At 66.1% G+C, this 20,932-nt stretch carries 22 protein-coding genes; 15 read left to right on the top strand and 7 right to left on the bottom strand.

Going from position 1 to position 20,932, the window contains the following annotated elements; all coding sequences use genetic code 11:
• Positions 1-31: 31 nt before the first annotated feature.
• Positions 32-1,249, bottom strand: coding sequence for a glycosyltransferase family 2 protein (locus ABEJ63_RS00875; RefSeq protein ID WP_375794449.1), 1,218 nt, complete (start codon positions 1,247-1,249; stop codon positions 32-34).
• Between the two features lie 142 nt (positions 1,250-1,391).
• Between ABEJ63_RS00875 and ABEJ63_RS00870 the strand changes: the two genes are divergently transcribed.
• The 6 genes from ABEJ63_RS00870 to ABEJ63_RS00845 are packed head-to-tail and all read left to right on the top strand — an operon-like array spanning position 1,392 to position 6,620.
• On the top strand, positions 1,392-2,405 hold the full coding sequence (locus tag ABEJ63_RS00870) for a S49 family peptidase (RefSeq protein ID WP_375794448.1): 1,014 nt from the start codon (positions 1,392-1,394) through the stop codon (positions 2,403-2,405).
• Positions 2,402-3,457, top strand: a complete 1,056-nt coding sequence (locus ABEJ63_RS00865) for a hypothetical protein (protein ID WP_375794447.1) — start codon at positions 2,402-2,404, stop codon at positions 3,455-3,457. Before ABEJ63_RS00870 ends, ABEJ63_RS00865 begins: the two co-directional genes overlap by 4 nt.
• Entirely contained in the window at positions 3,417-4,400 is a 984-nt protein-coding gene (gnd, locus tag ABEJ63_RS00860) for a phosphogluconate dehydrogenase (NAD(+)-dependent, decarboxylating) (RefSeq protein WP_375794446.1), read from the top strand. Before ABEJ63_RS00865 ends, gnd begins: the two co-directional genes overlap by 41 nt.
• 48 nt (positions 4,401-4,448) lie before the next feature.
• Positions 4,449-5,030, top strand: a complete 582-nt coding sequence (locus tag ABEJ63_RS00855) for a 2Fe-2S iron-sulfur cluster-binding protein (RefSeq protein ID WP_375794445.1) — start codon at positions 4,449-4,451, stop codon at positions 5,028-5,030.
• 44 nt (positions 5,031-5,074) lie between these two features.
• A complete protein-coding gene (locus ABEJ63_RS00850) occupies positions 5,075-5,512 on the top strand; it encodes a universal stress protein (RefSeq protein WP_375794444.1) in 438 nt (145 codons plus the stop codon).
• Between the two features lie 43 nt (positions 5,513-5,555).
• Complete coding sequence (locus ABEJ63_RS00845; protein WP_375794443.1) at positions 5,556-6,620, top strand: DHH family phosphoesterase; 1,065 nt, start codon at positions 5,556-5,558, stop codon at positions 6,618-6,620.
• Here the strand turns inward: ABEJ63_RS00845 and ABEJ63_RS00840 are convergent, their stop codons facing one another.
• From ABEJ63_RS00840 to ABEJ63_RS00820, 5 genes are all read right to left on the bottom strand, one after another.
• A complete protein-coding gene (locus tag ABEJ63_RS00840) occupies positions 6,621-6,752 on the bottom strand; it encodes a hypothetical protein (protein WP_375794442.1) in 132 nt (43 codons plus the stop codon).
• 55 nt (positions 6,753-6,807) lie between these two features.
• A complete protein-coding gene (locus ABEJ63_RS00835; protein WP_375794441.1) occupies positions 6,808-7,233 on the bottom strand; it encodes a DUF5807 family protein in 426 nt (141 codons plus the stop codon).
• Positions 7,230-7,670, bottom strand: a complete 441-nt coding sequence (locus tag ABEJ63_RS00830; protein ID WP_375794440.1) for a hypothetical protein — start codon at positions 7,668-7,670, stop codon at positions 7,230-7,232. Before ABEJ63_RS00830 ends, ABEJ63_RS00835 begins: the two co-directional genes overlap by 4 nt.
• 8 nt (positions 7,671-7,678) lie before the next feature.
• Positions 7,679-8,065, bottom strand: coding sequence for a 30S ribosomal protein S6e (locus tag ABEJ63_RS00825; RefSeq protein ID WP_375794439.1), 387 nt, complete (start codon positions 8,063-8,065; stop codon positions 7,679-7,681).
• An 88-nt stretch (positions 8,066-8,153) separates the two neighbouring features.
• Positions 8,154-8,918, bottom strand: coding sequence for a DUF5781 family protein (locus ABEJ63_RS00820; RefSeq protein ID WP_375794438.1), 765 nt, complete (start codon positions 8,916-8,918; stop codon positions 8,154-8,156).
• Between the two features lie 79 nt (positions 8,919-8,997).
• Here ABEJ63_RS00820 and ABEJ63_RS00815 point away from each other — a divergent pair, with 79 nt between their 5' ends.
• Positions 8,998-9,615, top strand: coding sequence for a J domain-containing protein (locus ABEJ63_RS00815; RefSeq protein WP_375794437.1), 618 nt, complete (start codon positions 8,998-9,000; stop codon positions 9,613-9,615).
• Positions 9,616-9,715: 100 nt separating this feature from the next.
• On the top strand, positions 9,716-11,902 hold the full coding sequence (locus ABEJ63_RS00810) for an elongation factor EF-2 (RefSeq protein ID WP_375794436.1): 2,187 nt from the start codon (positions 9,716-9,718) through the stop codon (positions 11,900-11,902).
• A gap of 190 nt (positions 11,903-12,092) precedes the next feature.
• Here ABEJ63_RS00810 and mutS read toward each other — a convergent pair whose 3' ends face one another.
• Positions 12,093-14,663, bottom strand: coding sequence for a DNA mismatch repair protein MutS (gene mutS, locus ABEJ63_RS00805; RefSeq protein WP_375794435.1), 2,571 nt, complete (start codon positions 14,661-14,663; stop codon positions 12,093-12,095).
• Positions 14,664-14,759: 96 nt separating this feature from the next.
• Here mutS and ABEJ63_RS00800 point away from each other — a divergent pair, with 96 nt between their 5' ends.
• From ABEJ63_RS00800 to ABEJ63_RS00770, 7 genes are all read left to right on the top strand, one after another.
• Positions 14,760-15,110, top strand: a complete 351-nt coding sequence (locus ABEJ63_RS00800) for a thioredoxin family protein (RefSeq protein WP_375794434.1) — start codon at positions 14,760-14,762, stop codon at positions 15,108-15,110.
• A gap of 58 nt (positions 15,111-15,168) precedes the next feature.
• Entirely contained in the window at positions 15,169-15,807 is a 639-nt protein-coding gene (locus ABEJ63_RS00795; protein ID WP_375794433.1) for a DsbA family protein, read from the top strand.
• Between the two features lie 65 nt (positions 15,808-15,872).
• Complete coding sequence (locus ABEJ63_RS00790) at positions 15,873-16,022, top strand: hypothetical protein (protein ID WP_375794432.1); 150 nt, start codon at positions 15,873-15,875, stop codon at positions 16,020-16,022.
• A gap of 60 nt (positions 16,023-16,082) precedes the next feature.
• A complete protein-coding gene (locus ABEJ63_RS00785; protein ID WP_375794431.1) occupies positions 16,083-16,847 on the top strand; it encodes an ABC transporter ATP-binding protein in 765 nt (254 codons plus the stop codon).
• A complete protein-coding gene (locus ABEJ63_RS00780) occupies positions 16,844-18,271 on the top strand; it encodes a hypothetical protein (protein ID WP_375794430.1) in 1,428 nt (475 codons plus the stop codon). Before ABEJ63_RS00785 ends, ABEJ63_RS00780 begins: the two co-directional genes overlap by 4 nt.
• Positions 18,272-18,311: 40 nt before the next feature.
• Positions 18,312-19,502, top strand: a complete 1,191-nt coding sequence (thiD, locus tag ABEJ63_RS00775; RefSeq protein WP_375794429.1) for a bifunctional hydroxymethylpyrimidine kinase/phosphomethylpyrimidine kinase — start codon at positions 18,312-18,314, stop codon at positions 19,500-19,502.
• 43 nt (positions 19,503-19,545) lie between these two features.
• Positions 19,546-20,784, top strand: coding sequence for an aminotransferase class V-fold PLP-dependent enzyme (locus ABEJ63_RS00770; RefSeq protein WP_375794428.1), 1,239 nt, complete (start codon positions 19,546-19,548; stop codon positions 20,782-20,784).
• Positions 20,785-20,932 lie beyond the last annotated feature (148 nt).

Here is a 20,932-nt window from a genome sequence, read left to right as displayed (position 1 = left end):
GTTCGCGTGAGCGGACGGTTGACGGTTCCGATTAGTCGCCGCCGGTTTTGGTGGTGACGCGGAACCCGTCCGGTGGTGCGAGGATGCCCGCAACCGTCCCCATCGAGTGGACGACAGTGACGAGCGGCGCCAGTGGCGTTGCGAGCGCGAGCGTCAGCCGCTCGCGGCCGTAGACGAACACGCCACGCAGATACCAGAAGACAGTAAACGCTGCCAGCAGCGCCGACAGCAGCACGAATAGGCCGCCATAGACGACAACGCCGAGCAGCGACAGCGGGACAGCCACCAGCGTCACGATCGGCGACAGTGCCCACGCGCAGTTGCGGATCCGTGTCAACAGCCGGTAGCGAGCCGGCAGCATCGATGCCGCCTGGAGGTTCCCCGCAGCCCACCGCCGGCGCTGCTGGGCGATCTCGTATAACGACGGCGGCGCCTCATTGCGACAGACAGCACTCGCCAGCGCGAAGTCAGCGTCGTGCTCTTCGAAGGCCGCCCAGACGAAGGCGGTGTCCTCGACAAGTGTCTCTCGGTCCCACGTGACCGCATCCTCAAGCTCCGACCGGACGGCGATTCCCCCACCCCACGCGAACAGCGGGATTGACAGCCGCGCGAACGCCCGCTGCTCAAGCTGGACACCCATCCGGTAGACATCCGCGAGATGCGACAGCACCGACCCCGTCCGCCGCGGCCGCTCCTGTAGTTGGACGACATCCGCATCCGGCAGCCCTTCGAACGACTCCACGAGGCTGTCCTCGTCGAGATAGAGGACGAACTCCCGGTCCGTCTCAAGCTCGCGGCGCGCCCACTCAATGGCGCGGCCCTTCCGGACGGCCGTACACTCAAAGGCGTCTGGTACCGCGTGGACAGTCGCGCCGGCCACGTCGAGTGGCTCCTCGGCGACGACGTGGACGTCCGCGAGCGCGTCCGGGAGCGAGTCCACGGTTCGCTGGACGACCGACTCGGCGTCGACGGTCAGGATGCGGACTTGCACCGTCTCGGGGCCGTACTCAATAGGCGGCGGCTCGTAGCCCGCCCCGACAACGTACGTCAGGACGACCCACGCGACGGCAACGGCGGCGAACAGCCCAAGCGTCCCCCACAGTACCCATTTCAGCAGCGGCGGATACGAGACGGTGCTCGCAGCCGTTGCCGGCGCCCCGCCGGGGCCGGTCCCCGATAGCAAGGCCAACAGTGCCCCGACGAGCAGGGCGATGGCAACTCCGATCAGTCCGACGCGTTCTGTTCTCATCGTGTTCCTCCCTCGCTGCCGACCACTCTTCAACCGGGGACGTCGTCCGAGTCGTTCGGGCCGTTCGTGCCGGATGAACGGGCTGAACGGTCGTGGGAGCCGGAAGAAGCGGCCCTATCATCCGGTACGACGGGATGGAATTATGAGGGGACAGCCCCTGATAGGGAACGTCATGCTAGGTGATGACGACGACGGGCCGCCGTATGTGGTGCTCGTCGTCGCCGGACTGCTTGTCGGCGTCGCGCTCGCCCCAGTCGCGGTGGGGGTAGCCGACCGCGAGACGCCGACGGTGGCCGTCATCCCCGTCGAGGGTGGAATCGACGGAACCTCGGCCGCCGCCCTGAGCGAACAGGTCGAACGCGCCCGCACCGACCCATCGGTGAAGGCGGTCGTCCTGTTGGTGAATAGCCCCGGCGGAGCAGCCTCCGCCAGCGAGACGCAGTATCTCGCGGTCAAACGGCTCGCCGCCGAGAAGCCCGTCGTCGCCAGCGTCGACGGTATTGCGGCCTCAGGCGCCTACTACACGATTGCGCCTGCCGACGCTATCTACGTGAAGCCTTCCTCCATCGTCGGTAGCGTCGGTGTCATCGCACCGCTCCCGCGGAAAGTCGAGCCAAATAACCTCGTCGGGGCCACCGGACCGAACAAGGTCGGTACCGACAGTATCCGCGACTTCAAGTATACTCTTGAGACGTTGAAAAACGCCTTCGCAAACGCCGTCGTGCGAAGCCGTGGTGACACGCTCGAACTCTCGCGTAGCGAAGTGACAAAGGCAGGTCTCTACTCCGGCGTCGTCGCCGTCGAAAACGGGATGGCCGACCGCATTGGCGGCCGGTCGGCAGCTGTCGCCGCCGCTGCTGACCGGGCCGGTCTTGAGGAGTACACCGTCGAGGTGTACCGCCCGGCTGGCCCCACTCAGTTCGTCTCGCAGGCGGCCTACGTCGCCAGCACTGCCCCCGAGAAGGAAATCGTCTCTCCGGCGTATCTGACCGGCATCGGCTCCTCCGGGTCGACGTACGCCACGTTCCTGATGGTGCCGCCGCGCATCGCCTACCCGAGCGACGACGGCACTTACCTTGGTACCGGCGCCTACGACAATAGCACGGCGCGTAATACCAGCGACGCGAGCGCAGCACCCGTGGGGGTGAGCGGATGAGCGACGACTCTGACGGAGAGCAGTCCGAGTCTGCCGACAGGCGAGACGCCGGGTCAGACGCCGCCGCGAGCGTTGCCGTCGTCGTCGGCGTCGCGCTCGTAGTGGTCGCCGCGGCCGTTGTCGGGGCCTCAGCGCTGGGCGCCACGAGCGGTCCCACTGTCGACGCCAGCGAGGACACCAACCACGAGCAGCCGCCCGCCGAGTATGAACCGGACGCCGTCATCGCTGACGAGATTCCCTCAGAGGGCTCGGTAGCCGTCTCCGAGTCGTTACAGGCCAGCGAGACCAGCTCGAAGGTAATCGTCTTTGACGGCCGGGTAGAGCCGAGCGATGTCCGGCCACTCGTGGTGGCGCTCACACGGGCGGGCCATGAGGTCCGCTTCGCTTCCGCTGGTCTCCGGTCGTCGCTGGAGGAGGCGGACGCGTATGTCCGCGTCGACCCCTCCGACGAGCTCTCGGACGGGGAGGTTGAGGCTGTCCGCGAGTTTACCGACGACGGCGGTCGCGTTGTCCTGATTGGCGAGCCGGACCGCATCCGTATCACACAGACCGGCTTCTTTGCGAGTCTCACCACCCAGCAAACCCGAATGACATCGCTGGCCGGCGAGTACGGCATCGTGTTCGGGACGCGGTATCTCTACGACACGACCACCAACGACGGCAACTTCAAGAACGTGCTTGCTGGGGCGACGGACGCCGAAACGGCTCCCGATGTCGACCGTGTGGCGATGTACACCGCTGCGCGCATCGACGCCCGTGGCGGACAGGTTGTGCTTCGCACGATGGAGACGACGGAGCTGTCCGGTGGAGGGGCCGCAGAGGCGTATCCCGTGGCCGTTCGCAAGAACAACGTGCTCGCAGTCGGTGACAAGACGTTCCTTGAGGGCGGTCGACACAACGTCGCCGACAACGAGGCGTTCATCGGCTATCTTGCCGACTTCCTGGTATCGGGCGACCGCGGCCCGTCGTTCCCAGAAGAAACCGCGACGGCCACGCCGACGCCCGCAGAGGGTGGCAACCAGACGGCGACGGCCACGCCGACGCCGGGCTAACTCATCCTCCGACCGGGAGGCTTACCTGCCGACCGGCGAACCGTGCGATATGCATCTTGGCGTCATTGGACTGGGCCGGATGGGGCGCATCGTGGCCGACCGCGCCGTCGACGCAGGCCACGAGGTGACCGCCTTCGACGTGAGCGACGACGCGCTGGCTGAGGCGGCTGAGGCTGGCATCGAACCGGCCGAGTCAATCCCCGACCTCGCGGCAACGCTGGGCGACCCGAAATACATTTGGTTGATGGTCCCGGCTGGCGACCCTGTCGACGCCGCTCTTGATGAACTGGCGCCACACCTCTCAGCAAGCGATGTTGTCGTCGACGGCGGCAACAGCCACTTTGCCGACTCCGAGCGACGCGCTGCTGAGACGACAGCCCGCTATCTCGACTGCGGCACCTCCGGCGGCCCTGCCGGCGCGGAGATGGGATTTTCGCTGATGATCGGCGGGCCGGCTGATGCCTATGAGGAACTTCGGCCAGTCTTCGACGCCGTCGCGACGGGGCCTGCAGGCCACGACCGGATGGGCCCGGCTGGCGCCGGCCACTACGTGAAGATGGTCCACAACGGTGTGGAGTACGCGCTCATGCAGGCGTACGGAGAGGGATTTGAGCTGCTCCACGAGGGCCGCTACGATCTCGACTTAGAGGCGGTCGCGCGGACGTGGAATAACGGCGCCGTCATCCGATCGTGGCTGCTGGAGCTCTGTGAAGAGGCATTCCGTGAGGAGGGACCGAACTTGGGCGATGTGAGTGACCACGTCGCCGGCGGCTCGACGGGAACTTGGACGGTTCGAGAGGCACTTGAGCGGGAGGTGGCGGTGCCGCTCATCTACGAAGCGCTCGGCGAGCGGTTTGACTCGCGACGCGATGGGAAGTTCTCCCGACGGCTGGCGAATCGGCTGCGGTACGGCTTCGGTCGCCACGAGGTCCACCGGGAGTGAGCCGGGCCAATCGCAACGCTATTCAACGGCCTTTCCTAACGCGGAGGCATGGTTGAAACGCTGGGCATCGCACTCGGGGCGTTCCTGACGCTCGTCGTGGTTGGCCTGCACTTCGCGCAGGGGACCGAGTACCCCACGCCAGACGACATCTCCCAGCAGGTGCTCGAGCGGCGTGCCGAGAGTGTGCCCGAGACGGACTTCCCAGAGCCGATGAACCGCTCCATCGGCGGTGGCGGCGTCGCCGCGGGCGCCGTCGGTGAGGGGGGAAGCGAGGGCGAGCTCGCCGACAGCGAAGCCGAGGTCGATGACGATCCCGCGGCCATCCCGGACGACGAGGCGGCGGTCTTCGAGGTGGAGTACGTGAAGGAGGGCGAGACCATCGACGTGAAGGAAAACACGACCCTGCTTGAGGCGGGCGAGGAGATGGACTGGGATCTCCCGTACGCCTGCCGACAGGGGCAGTGCGTCTCGTGTGCCGGTCACATCGCCGACGGCGGCAACGCCGAGCAGTACGTCGAACACCACACCCAAGAGATGCTCGGGGAGGCAGAACTCGACGACGGCTACACGCTCACCTGTGTCGCATACCCGATTGACGACCTGACGTTGGAGACCCGCGAAACGCCGTAACTTCGGCACTGTACGTTTATATCCTCCCGGCCACACCCATGCCTATGTTCGAGACGGTGGTCATCGCGACGGACGGCTCCGAGAGCGGCCGCCGGGCCGTGGAGACGGCGCTCGACCTCGCGGCGACGTTCGGAGCCGATGTTCACGCGCTGTCCGTCGTCGACGAGTCGCAGGTCGACGCGCTCCCCGAGGACGTCCACGACGAGGTGCGGGCAGCGTTAGACGAACAGGCCGACGAGTCGCTGTCGGCCGTTGAGGCGGCCGCCGACCGCGAGGTGACCGTCGCGGTCCGCGAGGGTCGCCCAGCCGACGAGATTGTCGCGTACGCCCGCGAGGTGGACGCCGACGTGGTGGCGACTGGGACACGTGGCCGCCACGGCGAGCACTCCTTCCTGCTCGGCTCCGTCGCTGAGGCGGTCGTCCGCGCGTCACCCGTGCCGGTGCTCACGGTTCGACAGTTGGAGTCGGGGGCGGCCGGCTGACGACAAGCGGACCTTTCTTCTCCGCCGGCCACCCACAGGCCGTATGGACGACCGGCTCATCGACGACGAGACGCTGCCGCCGGAACGGAAGTCACTGCTCCCGGGGGCCGGCTTCTTCACTCCCGACTCCTTTGACGCGGCCCGCGAGGAGCAGGCCGTCGCCGAGACGCTTGCCGACAGCGAGGTGGTCGTCGTTGCGGATCCGGATGCCGACGGGCTGGCGTGTGTCGCGCTCATCCGCGAACACCACGGCTCAGCCGCGCTCGTTCCCGCAGGGCCGCACGAACTCGACGACGCTGTCGCTCACCTTGCGGAATACGCCGAGGCTGGCGTCGATGTCTACGTCTGTGACCTGTGTCCCGACGAACGGGACGATCTCGCGGAGCTGACGGCGGTGGTCGAGCGAGCGGACAGCGTCTCGTGGTTCGACCACCATCAGTGGACGGACGCGGCCGCCGAGCGGGTGCGCGGGGCGGGAGTCGACCTCGTCGTTGGCGACAGCGACGAGGAGTGTTCGGCCGACGTGACCCTCCGCTCGCTCCCCGGCGAATTCGACGACCGATTCGCCAAGCTCGCGGCGGTCACCCGTGACCACGACCTCTGGCTCCGTGAAGACCCTCGCTCAGACGACCTCGCGGACTACGCTCACTGGGTCGAACCGGAGACGTACGTCGAGACCGTTCGGGCGCACGGTGCCGATCTGCCGGCCGAGGCCGAGGAGCTGCTCGCTGAGCGGCGTGTCGAGAAACAGCGCCTCATCGACAAGGCTGTCGAGCGCGCCGAACTGACGCAGGTCGCCGGCGTCACCGTCGGTGTCACGTACGGTCGGTGTTCACAGAATGAGGTAGCCGAACGGCTCCGCGAACAGGGGGCAGACGCCTCCGTCGTCGTGAAACCGGCCGGCTCTGCGTCTATCCGAGGAACCGATGCTTTCGAGCGGTGTCATGAGGTCGCTGCGCAGGTCAACGGGGGCGGCCACCCGAAGGCCGCCGGTTGCAAGCCGGATATCTACGACGACATGCTTGACTACGCCCACCACTGGACGACCCGGGGAGCCGTCGCGAAGCAGGTCATCCTCAACGCCTTCCGTACGCTCCCCGAGGCGTAATCACAGGTAGCTGTTGACGAACGCGACGAAGTCGGTGTCCTCCTGGCCCCGCTCGAATGACCAACACGACCGGCCAGGACAGGCGTCGATCATCCCAGCAGTTGCTGTGTAATCCACGTTCGGCTCTCGCACGATGGTGGGTGTTGGACGGCGATGAAGTGGCTTGTTTTAGCGTGTGAGGCCGCGACTATGCGTCGACGACCCACTTGTCGGAGTATGTCGTACCGCAGTCGCAGGCTGCGTATGCGTGGACGACATCCCCTTCGGCGTAGAGACCACCGACATCCTCGTTTTGCGCCTCGGAGAAGGCGAAAATAAACTTGACGCGGTGATCCGGTCCTTCGCCCGCGGGACAGGTCCCCCCAGTGCAGTCGCGGTCGACGTCGCCCTCGGTGTCCATTGCCTGGCCGGCGAAGTCCATCGGGTCGATGCCGACCGCCCGCTCAAACGTCTCGCTGCCCTGCTCGCCCGGCAGCACGAGGACGACGCCATCGTTGACTGATTCGGCCACGCTCGCGAGTGCGTCGGGCGCGCCGACGGCCGCCTCGTGGAGGAAAATGAGAATATCGTCGTGACGCTCGCCGGCGAGAAACTGCTCGCGGGGCGTGCTCACGGCTCTTCGGCCTCCTCGAGATCGGCGGCGATGTCGGCGAGCCCCTCGTCGGGCCGCTCGGGGACCCGGTAGACGGCCCGTTCGCCGGGAGCCCGCAGCCCGTAGAAGAACCCCGCGTCGACGACATCAACGTGGACAGTCCGGCCGAAGTCGAGTCCGTGGTCGTCAGCCCACTTATCGAGGTGGTTCTCGCCGTCGGCCTCGCGGGCAAGCCGAGCGTTCTCGTAGAGTCCGCGCAGCTCGAGGCTGTCGTCGATTGCCCGCTCGATGCGCGCGTGGTAGGTCTCACCGTCGACTCCGATTCGGACGAGTTCGCCTTCCGGGACGGCGTCGCGGTCCTCCTCTGGGAAGACAATCTTCGGGCGATCAGTGCGGCCGGCCCGCTCGAGCGTGGCGCGGACGCTGTCGACGGCGTCGCTGGGCACTGATTCAGGCATGAAGAAGCTTACTCGTCGTCGCCGAGGGTCGCCGCGACGTCGGCGTCGCCATCGTCGACGACCTTGACGTTGATCTGTCGGGTGTCTTCACTAACCTCGTTGCCGCGGACGGTGACGCGCTTGCGCTCGCCGTCGACGGTCGGATTGTAGCCGGTACCGCCGGTCAGCAGCACGGCCGCCGTATCGTCGCCGGCGACATCGGCCCGCATCGGTCGGCCGGAGGTGTCCGAGCCGCCCGTAATCTCGAGGGTCGCCCCGCTCAGGCCGACGGCACCGCCGTCAACTTCCTCGCCGATAGTCCGACCGATGAAGCGGTTGGCGTCCTGTCCGTCGACTGCGAGCTGGTACGTCGCTCCGTCGGAGGGGTCGGCGACGACGACCTGAAACTCTGCCATGCGATAAGGGAGTCCGTGCGCGATGAAAAGGGTATTGAATCGCCGCGGGCCGATTCACGGCGTTTCGGGCCGTCTGTCCCGGCTCGCGTCAGTCGGCCGCCCGTCGCCCGCCCGCGTCAGAGCCGAGGACGTACTCGCGGGTGACATCAACGAGTGCCTGCCGGAACTCCGACTCGTCGGGGTCGGCCGCCAGCGACCGGAATGCTCGTTTGAACGTCTCCACGGAGACGCTGGGTGCATCTTGGCCAGCGACTCGTGCGAGGTCGTAGAGTCGATGGTCGTCGTCAATGGCGTCGTGTCGCTCCAGTAGGGCGAGCGCGAACCCGGCGTTGACGGCCGTTATCTCGGGATCAGCGGCCGGGCTGGTCCGAGTCCACTCGCCGGGGGCTGCCGCTGGCCGGTCCGCGACGGCGGCTGCCAGCGACGACTCAAGGAACGCCGTCAGCTTGTCCGGTGGGGCGACGGACAGCGTCAGGTCGTCCGCGTAGATGTCTTTCATATGGTTGGCAATCTGATAGCAGTGGGCGAGCTTCCGGCGTTCGACCGATCGGCCGGCGAACGCTAAGAACAGCGCCTCCTCGGTCTGCATCGTGTGGGAGGGGTGGGCCTCCTCGTAACGGGCCATGTGCGCAAACTCGTGGAGGGCCAGTTCCCGGGCCATCGCGCTCGTGGCGGCGCGATGGCTCACGACGAGCTGGTGGTGGTCGTCGTAGTGGCCAGCGACCGTCCGCTCATCCGGGTCTGGCCGGACCTCGACCTCCACCGGGCGTTCCAGCTCGTGTTCTGTTTCAAAGAGGTCTCGGGCCGACAGGAACGGCTCGGGGGGTCCATCCCCCTTCACGCGAAGGTCCATGGGTACCGATACCACGACGTCGGCGCGCTTGAGCCTTGCGACGGGTGGACTTTAGGCCGCCGCCAGCGTAGTCGGATTTGTGGAGACGGGCTGGGTGCTGTTCGCGTGTGGGCTCGCGCTGGCGGCAGCGGCGACACTGCTGGCACTGGCTGGCGGCGGGACGCCCCCGCTGCTTGTTGCCGCCGTCGCCGCTGCTGGCGGGAGCTACCTCTGTCTCCGTCGGAGCCACGAGCGGCTCACCAGCGTCGCCTACGACCGTGTTGGTGTCGAGCGCAACCCGGACGGTACCGTCGGCGAGGCGGGGCGGGCCGCCGAGCCATCTCGGTCGGCAAACATCGAGTATGAACCGCGCGACGATTGGGACGACCCCGATGACTGGCCATTCGATGACCCGTTCTGGACGGAGGCGGGCGGTGAGGATCCCCCCGGCCCCGATGAGGGGCCCGCCGACTGGTGGGAGCGACGCACCCGGACCGACCGCCGAGAGGGGGACGGTGGAACGACCACGCTCGCGCCTCGCGAACGGGAGGCCTGCGAGACGCTCGGAGTGGATGTCGACGCCGAGGCCGCGGAGATACGCCGCGCATACCGCGAACGAGTAAAGCAGACCCATCCCGACCACGGCGGCGACCGGGAGACGTTCAAACGCGTCCGGTGGGCCTACGAGTATCTCCAGGAGCACCGCTCGGAGATGTGACTCCGATTCGCGGGCTGTGGGCCGTGTTCACACGCTCTCGTAGGGATTTCCGCGCGGCGAAGCACTACCCTTTTGTCGCTGCTGTCGTTACCGGACCGTAATGGGCCGACGCAAGAAAATCGTGCGCGAGTGCGAGACGCTGATGGACCAACCGGAGCAGATCCGGAACATCGCCATCGCGGCGCACGTTGACCACGGCAAGACGACGCTTACCGACAACCTGCTGGCCGGCGCAGGCATGATCGGCGAGGAGAGCGCGGGACAGCAGCTCGCGATGGACACCGAGGAGGACGAACAAGAGCGCGGCATCACCATCGACGCCGCCAACGTCTCGATGACCCACGAGTACGAGGGGTCAAACCACCTCATCAACCTCATTGACACGCCGGGCCACGTCGACTTCGGTGGCGACGTCACCCGCGCGATGCGGGCCGTCGACGGCGCACTTGTGGTCGTTGACGCCGTCGAAGGGGCGATGCCCCAGACGGAGACGGTGCTGCGACAGGCACTGCGCGAGGGGGTCAAGCCCGCGCTGTTCATCAACAAGGTCGATCGACTCATCTCCGAACTCCAAGAAGGCCCCGAGGAGATGCAGCGTCGGCTCACGTCGGTCATCGGCGACGTGAACGACCTCATCCGCGGAATGACCGAGGAGATGGACGACATCGACGACTGGACTGTCTCCGTTGAGGACGGCACGGTCGGTTTCGGCTCCGCGCTGTACAAGTGGGGGGTCTCGCTGCCGTCGATGCAGCGAACGGGGATGGACTTCGGCGACATCATCGAGATGGAGCGGAACGACCAGCGCCAGGAACTCCACGAGCGCACGCCGCTGTCGGATGTCGTGCTCGACATGGTGTGTGAGCACTTCCCCAACCCGGTCGACGCCCAGCCGCGTCGCATCCCGCGTGTCTGGCGAGGCGACGCTGACTCCGAGCTGGCTGCCGACATGCGCGAGGTCGACCCAGACGGCGAGGTGGTGCTGATGGTCACCGACATCGGCATCGACCCGCATGCCGGCGAAATCGCCGCCGGCCGCGTCTTCTCAGGCACTATCGAGAAGGGCCAAGAGCTGTACGTCTCCGGGACGGTCGGCACCAACCGCGTCCAGAGTGTCGGCATCTACATGGGCGGCGAGCGCGAGGAGGTCGAACGGGTCCCCGCAGGCAACATCGCCGCCGTCACCGGGTTGAAAGACGCTATCGCCGGCTCTACGGTGTCGAGCGTCGAGATGACGCCGTTCGAGTCCATCGAACACATCTCCGAGCCCGTCATTACAAAGTCAATCGAGGCGAAGAACATGGACGACCTTCCGAAGCTCATCGAAACGCTACGGCAGGTCTCCAAGGAAGATCCCACTATCTCCATCGAGATTAACGAGGATACCGGCGAACACCTCATTTCCGGGCAGGGTGAGCTCCACCTCGAAGTCCAGACCCAGCGCATCGAGCGCAACCAGGGCATCCCGGTTATCACAGGCGAACCTATCGTCGTCTACCGCGAGGCACCGACGACGGAATCCCGCGAGGTAGAAGGCATCTCGCCGAATCGGCACAACCGCTTCTACATGAGCGTTGAGCCGCTTTCGGAGGATATCGTCGAAACGCTTCGCCGCGGCGAGGCGTCGATGGACATGCCCGAGCTTGAACGCCGTGAGGCACTGATGGAGGCAGGTCTCGACAAGGACACCGCACAGAATGTCGAGCACATCCACGGCTCGAACATCCTCATTGACGATACGAAGGGAATCCAGCACCTCAACGAGACGATGGAGCTGGTCATCGAGGGTATCGAGGAAGCGCTCGATGACGGCCCGCTGGCCGCTGAGCCGGTACAGGGAGCGCTGCTTCGGCTTCACGACGCCCGGCTCCACGAGGACGCCATCCACCGTGGCCCGGCGCAGGTCATTCCGGCGACCCGCGACGCGGTTCACACTGCGCTGATGGACGCAGAGATTCGCCTGTTGGAGCCAATCCAAGAGGTCCGCATCGACGTGCCCAACGAGCACATGGGCGCCGCCTCTGGCGAGATTCAGGGTCGCCGGGGACGCGTCGACGACATGTACCAGGAAGGCGACCTGATGGTCGTCGAGGGTATTGCGCCCGTCGACGAGATGATTGGCTTCTCGTCGGACATCCGCTCAGCCACGGAGGGGCGCGCTTCGTGGAACACGGAGAACGCCGGCTTCCGTATCATGGCTGACAATCTCCAGCCGGAGACAATCAAGCGCATCCGCGAGCGCAAGGGTATGAAAACAGAACTGCCCGAGCAGATCGACTACTTCTAACCTACCCTATCCTTCTATGGGCTGGATTCACCGGCCCGACGAAACTCGGTGAGACACATCTGTACCTGCCACCGGTCGCGTACCCCCGGCGCGCAGTGATCGGCTGCCACTGCGGCCTGCTCAGCGAGCCATGAACCGCGCTTACCCGCTTCGTTCGTGCGGTCGTGACGAAGAGATGGTGGCTACGCCGTTACTCGTCGAGTTCGGTCTTCAGTTCTGCCAGCAACTCCAGCGCCTCCAGTGGCGTCGTATTCGCGATGTCGGTGCGGCGAAGCCGGTCAAAGACGGCTGCGTCGACGCCGCCATTCGGGACTGCCTGCTCCGGCGTCGACTCCACGGTCTCTGTGGCCGCCTCGCGGTCCAGCAGCTCGTGTGCGCGCGCAACCACCGAGTCGGGGACGCCCGCGCTCCGGGCCACCTCAACGCCGTACGACCCCTCTGCTGCCCCCTCGCGGAGTTCGTGAGAGAAGTCGACGACATCGTCTGTCCCGTCGGCGGCGAAGTGAAGATTGCGCACCCGCGGCAGAGCCGCGGCCGTATCCGTCAGCTCGTGATGGTGGGTGGCGAACAGTGTCGTTGCGCTAACGACATCGTGGAGGTGTTCGACAACGGCCCGCGCGAGTGCTAGCCCGTCTGCCGTTGAGGTACCACGTCCCACCTCGTCAAGCAGGACGAGCGACGACTCACCTGCCGCCCGGAGAATGGCGGCAAGTTCGGTCATCTCTACCATGAATGTCGACCGCCCGCCGGCGATGTCGTCGGATGCCCCGACACGCGTGAATACTCGGTCGACTACCGGAAGTGACGCCGACGCCGCGGGGACAAAGCCGCCGGCCTGCGCAAGAATCTGGATTAGCGCGACCTGTCGCATGTACGTCGATTTGCCGGCCATGTTCGGGCCCGTGATGACGGCCGTCTCACCTCGTGGCAGATTCGTTGGATTCGGGACGAACGACGGCTGGGTCCGCTCGACGACCGGGTGGCGGCCCGCCTCTATATAAAAACGGTCACCGCCCAGTTCTGGCCGACAGTAGTCGCGCTCAGCGGCGACTGTGGCCAGTGACTGGAGCGCGTCGACAACGGCCAGCGCGTCTGCGACCCGCTGGAGCCGCTCCGTCTCGTCGGCCACCGACGCTCGCAGATCGACGAACAACTCATATTCGAGTTCGTCGGCGCGCTGCTCGGCGGTGACGATTTCCTCTTCACGCTCCTTCAGTTCCGGCGTGACGAACCGCTCTGCGTTCTTCAGCGTCTGCCGGCGCTCATAGTCGTCGGGGACCGCCGCAAGATTGGGATTGGTCACCTCGATGTAGTAACCGTGGACCTCGTTGTAGCCGACCTTCAACGAGTCGACGCCGGTACGCTCTTGCTCCGACTGTTCGAGCGACTCTATCCATGCCTTCCCATCGCGTTCTGTCTCACGCAGTTGGTCGAGATTTGTATCGTAGCCGTCGGCGATGAGTCCGCCCTCTGTTAACTCGACTGGCGGCTCGTCGACCAGCGCTCGATCGATGGCTGCCCGGAGATCACTGCAGGGGTCGAGTCGATCGTGGAGCTCCTCAAGCAGCGGCGCGTCCGACTCCGCGAGCACCTCCCGCAGCTCGGGAACGACGTCGAGGGTCGTCCGGAGCGAGCGGAGGTCACGTGCGTTCGCCCGCCCGCGTGATACCCGTGAGACCAGCCGCTCGACATCGTAGACGTCGCGCAACTGTTTGTTGAGCCGCTCGCGGCCCTGTACGTCGGCGACGAGTTCCGCGACGGCGTCGTGGCGTGCCTCAATGCGGTCGACCTCGAGCAGTGGCCGGCGCAGCCAGTCGGTGAGCTGGCGCGAGCCGAGCGCACTTGCCGTCTCGTCGATCGTGTCGAACAGCGTTGCGGCTGCCTCGCCGCCGAGCGTCCGCCGCTCGAACAGCTCCAGCGAGCGCAGGGCGACCGCATCCAGCATGAGGTACTCCTGCGGATCATAGCGGGTGATGTGGGTGAGATACTCCAGCCGATCGCCGCCCCCACGTGTGTACTCGGCGTACGCGAGTAATGCGCCACACGCCCGCACTTCAGCGTCGCTCGCCACCACTGTTTCGGGGTCACCGAAGTATGCTGTCACCTGCTCGCGAGCCGCCTCAAGAGCGAAGGCGTCCGACCGGAACGGTGTCACCATCGTCTCCGCGTCAACAGCTTCGGCCGACAGTTCGGGCGCGAGCACTGCCTCTGCGGGGTCAAACCGGCTGAGTTCGTCGCCCACCGCATCGCTGTCGCCGCCGGTCGCGTAGAAGTCGCCTGTCGACACGTCGAGCACGGCAAGCCCCCACCCCGTGTCCGCACCCGGTGTCTCCGCGAGCGCGGCGACGAAGTTGTTTGATTCGTCGAGGAATTCATCTTCCGTCAGGGTGCCGGGCGTGACAATCCGGGTCACCGCGCGATCGACCACGCTGGTTGTCTCCGAGGGATCCTGTACTTGGTCGGCGACGGCGACCCGGTAGCCCGCGTCCAGTAGTGTCTCGATATAACTCTCGGCGCTGTCGACTGGAATCCCGGCCATCGGGTACCGACCCGTCGAGTCCTCTCGCTTCGTTAGGGTGATTTCTAATAACCGTGCCGTCGTCTCCGCTGCCTCGCAGAACGTCTCGTAGAAATCGCCCACTTGGAACAACACCAGTGAGTCGGGATACTGCTCGCACAACTCGAGGTACTGCGACAGCATTGGCGTGAGCTCCTCGCGCCGGTCTCTCATCTTCGCCGGCGCGCCCAGCGCCTCTTCCATGCTTGTCACGTGGTGTGGTTCCGGCGGGGAAATACCGTTCGGTGGCGACGTGCACGCGCGGCCAAGACACTTGGCCGGCGACTGGCTACGCCCGACATGGACGAGACCACCCGACCGACGCGACTCGCAGACGCCGCGGCGCTTGACGCGTTCGTCGCTGACGAGGAACTCGCACTCGTAGAGTTCTACACGGCGGGGTGCACGCTGTGTGACGCGATGGAGCCCGTACTGGGTAACGTCGCCCGGGCGACTGACGTCGCCGTCGGGATGGTAAATCCCGGCGACGATATTGCACTGGTCGACCGGTTCGATGTCCGCTCGGTACCGACGCTCCTGCTGTTCCGTGAGGGCGAAGTCGTCGCGCGCCGCGCCGACGGCTTCCAAGGCGCCAGCGCAGTTGTCGAATTTCTCGCCGACCACGCCCCTGAGGTCGCCGTCGAAGCCTGACCGGCATGGCGGGCCGCGCAGGCGGTTTGCCTATAAGTACCGAGGGCAACCTCCGGGTATGAGCAACGCTGCCGAACGAGAACGTATCACCGTTTACTCCGACTACGTCTGTCCGTTCTGTTACCTGGGTCGCCACTCTCTCGAGCGCTACCAGGAGACCCGCGAAGAACCGCTGGCAATCGAGTGGCACCCGTTCGACCTGCGGGCCCAGAAGCGTAACCCCGACGGGACCATCGACCATTCCGTCGACGACGGGAAAGACGACGACTACTACGAGCAGGCCCGTCAGAATGTTCGCCGGCTTCAGGAGGAGTACGACGTCGAGATGGACCTCGACCTCGCAACGGACGTCGATTCGCTGCCCGCACAGATTGTCTCGGTCCACGTCAAGGAGACGTACGACTACGAGACGTGGCTCGCCTTCGACTGGGGTGTCTTCGAGGCATTGTGGACGGAGGGACGCGATATCGGCGACGCGGACGTACTCGCTGATATCGCCGAGGAGACGGGCGTCGACCCGGCGGATGTCCACGAGGCGCTCGCTGACGAGCAGCTACGCGAGCGGGTCCACGCGCTGTTCGAAGAGGCTCACAGTCAAGGCGTCACTGGTGTGCCGACGTTTGCGTACGACGGCTATGGCGCACGCGGCGCTGTCCCACCCGCACAGCTCGAACGGCTCGTCGAGGGCGTCGAGTAACCGGCTTCGCGGGCAGACAACACGGCCGCGTCAGGCTTTATCTGGCAGCGCTCGACCATTTACACGTGTCTGCGTGTCCCGACTGCGGCGACGAGACGACGCATCGCCTCGCGATTATCGACCCGGACGAACTCAAGGCAGAGCGAGAGTACTGTCTCACCTGCGAGAAGTTCCTCGACGACGATGTCCGTCGACCGGTCGACGACGGAGCATGACCAGCGCTCCCTGCCGGGATACCCACCCGATTTAGATACCGGTCGCTCTAAGCCCGGGTGATGACCGAGCCAGCCATCGCGGCCGACGGGCTGAGTGTGCGCTACGGCGGCGTGACGGCGCTGGATGACCTCGATCTGTCCGTCCCGCCGGGCGAACTATACGGATTTCTTGGCCCGAACGGTGCGGGCAAGTCAACGACTATCAATGTGCTGACAGGGCAACTGCGGCCGGACGCGGGTACGGCTCGAGTGGCCGGCGTTGACCCCGTCGCGGAGCCGACCCGCGCCCGTGAGCGAATCGGTATTCTGCCGGAGAACGGTCGACCACCCTCATTCCTGACAGTCCAGGAGTATTTTGACTTCGTCGCCGCCGCCCGCGGGATGGACGATATCGATGCCCGTGTTGAGCAGTGGGCTGATCGGCTCGCCTTCTCCTCGAAGCTGGACACGCTGTGTACGGACCTCTCGCAGGGAGAACGTCAGAAGACGCTCATCACACAGGCGTTTCTCCACGAGCCGGCTGTTGTGTTCATCGACGAGCCGCTGACGAATCTCGACCCCATCATCCAGGAGCGGGCGAAACAGTTCTTCCGCGCGTACGCCGACGAGGGCAACACCGTCTTCCTGTCGACCCACTTCGTCGCGACCGCACAGGAGCTGTGTAGCCGCGTCGGTATCCTCAATCGCGGGCGACTCCTCGAGGAGCTCGACCCACGGGCGCTCGGTGAGGAGACGCTGCTCGACCGTTTCTTTGCGGCCGTCGACGCCGACAGCGTCGCTGTTGATCCGTCGCGGCCGGACGCTGGCGTCACCCCCGAGCGATGACAGCCGTCTCCTACCTGCTCGTTGAGATGCTCCGCGAGGAGTGGCGGATGCACGCTCGACTGTTCGGTGGCTGGCGGTTCGCGCTGTTCCCAGTCGTGCTCGCGATACTGGCCGTGGGGACGGCAACATTCTTCGCCGTCGCGGGCGCGAGCGAGCAGACGCTGCTGGCGGGACTCCACGTTGTCACCGCACTCGTCGGTCTTCAGGTCGGCGCCATCGGGCTCGTCGGCCGAGACGCGCTGGAGAATCTGTTGGGAGACACGACGCTGCTCGTCTACTCGGCTCGAACGCTTCCCGTCGACCAGCGGCGACTCCTGCTCGTTTTCGTTCTCAAGGACGTCATTTATTACGCGGTGCTGTTCGTCGCGCCGGTGGTCGTCGGCACGCTCCCGCTGGTGGTGTTAGGTGACCTCCCAGCAGGCGCGCCCGTGCGGCTGCTCGCGACGGCGTGGCTCGCGTTCGTCTATGGCGTCGGCCTCTCGCTGCTGTTCGTCGGACTGGCGACCCGGGCACGTCTCGCCGCGCTCGTGCTGGCGGCCGGCCTACTCGCTGTCGGGCTGTCTCGGCCAACACTCGTCGTCGCGGCAACCCCGTACGGGCTGTTCGTCGCTCCCTCGCCAGCGCGGCTGGCTGCGGCCATTGTTGTCCCGCTAGCGGCCGGTGGCCTTGGTTTTCGACTGTTCGCATTCGATCGTCGGACCCCCGCCCGCACCGCAACGAACCAACTGCGGACGCTTGGCCGCTGGCTCCCGTTCAACGAGCAGGCACTCCTCTCCAAATCGCTGCTTGATGTCGCGCGGTCGTCAGGCGGGCTCTGGAAGGTGGTGTTCTCGCAGGGCGTAGTGTTCGGCGTCGTCGCTGTCCTGCTGGGCTACCTCCCGAGCGTCGTCCCGGTGCGGCCCTCGCCGGGACTGACGTTGGCGGCCGTCCTCTCGCTGGGGGCATTCACGACGTACAACTGGCTCTGCCAGTACGAGGATGCCGACTTCTTCGGTCCCTATCCAGTGACGCTGTCGGCTGTGTTCCGCGCGAAGTTGTTTGGCTTCCTGCTGCTCGCGGTCCCCACGGGGCTGTTCTACCTCGCGTTAGGCGGAGTCGTCTTCGGGCTCGATTCGCTCGCTGTTGGTGCAGCCGTCTATCTCCCAGTCTCTGTCTACGTGTTCGGTATCACCGCCTACGTCGCAGGGTTGCGGCCGACAGAACTGCTGTTCGATACGCCCGTTTTCGCGGGCTTCTCCGCGGCGACGATGGCCGTCCTGCTTCCGCTGGTTGTGCTCGCGGTCGTTTACCCGCTGGCCCCCCAGCGCGTGACCCTCGCCGCTATCGCCGTCGCGCTGCTCGCGGGCGGCGTCGGCTACGCGCTTTACCGGCAGGCCGGCCCGCGCTGGACCGCGCGAGCACGGGCCGGCGATCTCGACGGCTGAGCCGACACGCCTATCGGCCATCCGGTGGTATTACCGAAGTATGACGAGCGGGGGACAACCCCCGTCGCCGGTCGATGCGCCCGTGGCGCTCACCGTGGCGGGCAGCGACTCTGGCGGCGGTGCAGGGGTACAGGCTGATATAAAAACGATGGAGGCAATGGGAGCGTTCGCGACCAGCGTCCTCACTGCTGTGACGGCGCAGTCGACGACAGGTGTCGATGCCTCGCACGTGCTGCCGCTCGCAGACATTCGTGCCCAGTACGAGACGGTCACGGCCGATTTCGATGTGCGCGCGGCCAAGACGGGGATGCTCGCGACCGCTGAGGTCGTTGAGCGCGTCGCACGCTGGGTTCGTGAGGCGCCGTTCCCGGTGGTCGTCGACCCAGTGATGGTCGCGGAGTCGGGCGACCGGCTGCTGACGACCGAGGCGGAAGACGCCTACGAGCAGCTCGTCGCCGCCGCAACGCTCGTCACACCTAACACCGAGGAAGCGGCTGTCCTCACGGGCATCGAGCCGACGACCCCTGACGAGCAGGCGGCCGCGGGCGAGCGGCTGCTAAACGCCGGCGCCGGCGCTGCGCTCATCACCGGCGGCCACGCTGGTGGTGAGACAGTTACCGACGTGCTCGTCACACCCGATGGGATGCAGACGTTCGAGCAGCCCCGCGTCGCGACCGACGCCACCCACGGTTCCGGATGTACCCTCTCGTCGGCCGTCACCGCCCACCTCGCACAGGGCGTCGACCTGACGGAGGCCGTCGAGCAGGCGAGCGCGTTTACCGCCCGAGCGGTCCAGTACGCCCACGACGTCGGCGAGGGCACGGGTCCGGTCCATCACCTTGTCGCCCTGCGGGACGAGGCCGCCCGCCCGGCCACCCGCGAAACTGTCGAGACGCTCGCGACTCGCCTCGCCGACCACCGCGGGGTCGCCGGTGCCACCCCCTATGCCGCGTCGCCTGAAGATGTCGTGACCGTCGGCGACGATGCCAATCTTGCGGCCGCGCTCGCGACAGTTCGCGAGCGAGCACCATCCGTCCGGTTCGCCGTCGCGACGCCGCCGGCGGTCGCCGCGGCTGCGAGGACCGTCGACGAGATCGACCTCGTTGAGTCGTCCCGGGCGGTCGACGGGTCGGCTGTCGTCGTCCGGGACGGGTCGGTCGGCCGCTTCTTCGGGGCGGACCCAGACGCGCTCGCGTCGGCCGTCTTGGCGGCGCTTGCGGCGGTCGAGTGACCCGACCGAAGGAGTGTTAGGCCGCGAGACCCTCTAACAGGTAATGGGAGTGCAATCCGAACGACTGGACGCGCCGGCGCTGCGGGAGGACTTCCCCATCCTTGAGCGGGAGTTCGATGGGACGCCGCTCGTGTATCTCGATAACGCGGCGACCTCACAGACTCCCGAGCGGGTTGTCGAATCCATCAGCGACTACTACTATCGTTACAACGCCAACGTCCACCGTGGCATCCACAACTTGAGCCAGGAGGCCTCCATCGCTTACGAGGAGGCCCACGACACCGTCGCGGAATTCATTGGCGCGGCTGGCCGTGAGGAGGTCGTGTTCACGAAGAACACGACGGAGGCGATGAACACCGTTGCGTATGCGTGGGGGCTCAACGAACTCGGTCCCGGTGACGAGGTGGTGCTCACGGAGATGGAACACCACGCCTCGCTGGTGACCTGGCAGCAAATCGCGAAGAAGACCGGTGCCGAGTGTCGGTTTATCCCTATTACCGACGACGGCTACCTCGACATGAACGCCGCCGCCGACCTCATCACCGACGACACGCGGATGGTGAGCGTTGTCCACGCCTCGAACACGCTCGGCACGGTCAATCCCGTTCGGGAACTCGCCGACATCGCCCACGACCATGGCGCGTATATCTTCGTCGACGGCGCGCAGTCAGCCCCCCACATGGAGATTGATGTCGCCGAACTCGACTGTGACTTCTTCGCCTTTTCGGCCCACAAGGTGTGTGGTCCGACCGGCATCGGCGCGCTCTACGGCAAGGAGGAGATTTTGGAGGCAATGGAGCCGTACCTCTACGGCGGCGACATGATCCTGAAGGTCACCTTCGAGGACTCTCAATGGAACGAACTCCCGTGGAAGTTCGAGGCCGGGACGCCGAACATCGCACAGGCTATCGGCTTTGCCGAGGCCGTCGAGTACGTCGAGGACGTCGGTATCGACCGTATCCACCGACACTCGACCGATCTCGCGGCCTACGCCTACGACCGGCTCACCGAGTACGACGATGTCGAGGTGTACGGGCCGCCTGCCGACGACCGCGGCCCGCTCGTCGCGTTTAATGTCGACGGCGTTCATGCCCACGACCTCTCGTCTATCGTTAACGACTACGGCGTTGCCATCCGTGCGGGTGACCACTGCACCCAACCACTCCACGACGTGCTTGGGGCGACTGCCTCCGCGCGTGCTTCCTTCTACCTCTACAACACCGAATCGGAGGTCGACGCGCTCGTTGAGGCCGTCAACGAGGCGAGACAGCTCTTCGCCTGACCCGTTCTGCGCGCCCGACGGCTGGAGGCCACCTCACGGCGCAAACGCCCTAAACGACGCATCGTGCCTGGGTGGGTGGCGGCATTCGCCCCCGCGGCTCCCTGGGGATGCTGTGGCCCCGCACGCAACCCTTTTTGCCCGCGTTCCC

Origin of the sequence: Halosegnis sp. (assembly GCF_042216475.1) — an archaeon.
Taxonomy (GTDB): Archaea; Halobacteriota; Halobacteria; order Halobacteriales; family Haloarculaceae; genus Halosegnis.
Note: the sequence above shows the minus strand (reverse complement) of the source record. Positions and strands in the feature narration are given on the sequence as shown.

What these genes read in the sequence shown, in the direction of transcription:
- ABEJ63_RS00875 (WP_375794449.1), bottom strand. Translation starts at nt 1,249, where the DNA reads ATGAGAACAGAACGCGTCGGACTGATCGGAGTTGCCATCGCCCTGCTC.
- ABEJ63_RS00870 (WP_375794448.1), top strand. Translation starts at nt 1,392, where the DNA reads ATGAGGGGACAGCCCCTGATAGGGAACGTCATGCTAGGTGATGACGAC.
- ABEJ63_RS00865 (WP_375794447.1), top strand. Translation starts at nt 2,402, where the DNA reads ATGAGCGACGACTCTGACGGAGAGCAGTCCGAGTCTGCCGACAGGCGA.
- ABEJ63_RS00855 (WP_375794445.1), top strand. Translation starts at nt 4,449, where the DNA reads ATGGTTGAAACGCTGGGCATCGCACTCGGGGCGTTCCTGACGCTCGTC.
- ABEJ63_RS00850 (WP_375794444.1), top strand. Translation starts at nt 5,075, where the DNA reads ATGTTCGAGACGGTGGTCATCGCGACGGACGGCTCCGAGAGCGGCCGC.
- ABEJ63_RS00845 (WP_375794443.1), top strand. Translation starts at nt 5,556, where the DNA reads ATGGACGACCGGCTCATCGACGACGAGACGCTGCCGCCGGAACGGAAG.
- ABEJ63_RS00830 (WP_375794440.1), bottom strand. Translation starts at nt 7,670, where the DNA reads ATGCCTGAATCAGTGCCCAGCGACGCCGTCGACAGCGTCCGCGCCACG.
- ABEJ63_RS00825 (WP_375794439.1), bottom strand. Translation starts at nt 8,065, where the DNA reads ATGGCAGAGTTTCAGGTCGTCGTCGCCGACCCCTCCGACGGAGCGACG.
- ABEJ63_RS00820 (WP_375794438.1), bottom strand. Translation starts at nt 8,918, where the DNA reads ATGGACCTTCGCGTGAAGGGGGATGGACCCCCCGAGCCGTTCCTGTCG.
- ABEJ63_RS00810 (WP_375794436.1), top strand. Translation starts at nt 9,716, where the DNA reads ATGGGCCGACGCAAGAAAATCGTGCGCGAGTGCGAGACGCTGATGGAC.
- mutS (WP_375794435.1), bottom strand. Translation starts at nt 14,663, where the DNA reads ATGGAAGAGGCGCTGGGCGCGCCGGCGAAGATGAGAGACCGGCGCGAG.
- ABEJ63_RS00800 (WP_375794434.1), top strand. Translation starts at nt 14,760, where the DNA reads ATGGACGAGACCACCCGACCGACGCGACTCGCAGACGCCGCGGCGCTT.
- ABEJ63_RS00795 (WP_375794433.1), top strand. Translation starts at nt 15,169, where the DNA reads ATGAGCAACGCTGCCGAACGAGAACGTATCACCGTTTACTCCGACTAC.
- ABEJ63_RS00785 (WP_375794431.1), top strand. Translation starts at nt 16,083, where the DNA reads ATGACCGAGCCAGCCATCGCGGCCGACGGGCTGAGTGTGCGCTACGGC.
- ABEJ63_RS00780 (WP_375794430.1), top strand. Translation starts at nt 16,844, where the DNA reads ATGACAGCCGTCTCCTACCTGCTCGTTGAGATGCTCCGCGAGGAGTGG.
- thiD (WP_375794429.1), top strand. Translation starts at nt 18,312, where the DNA reads ATGACGAGCGGGGGACAACCCCCGTCGCCGGTCGATGCGCCCGTGGCG.
- ABEJ63_RS00770 (WP_375794428.1), top strand. Translation starts at nt 19,546, where the DNA reads ATGGGAGTGCAATCCGAACGACTGGACGCGCCGGCGCTGCGGGAGGAC.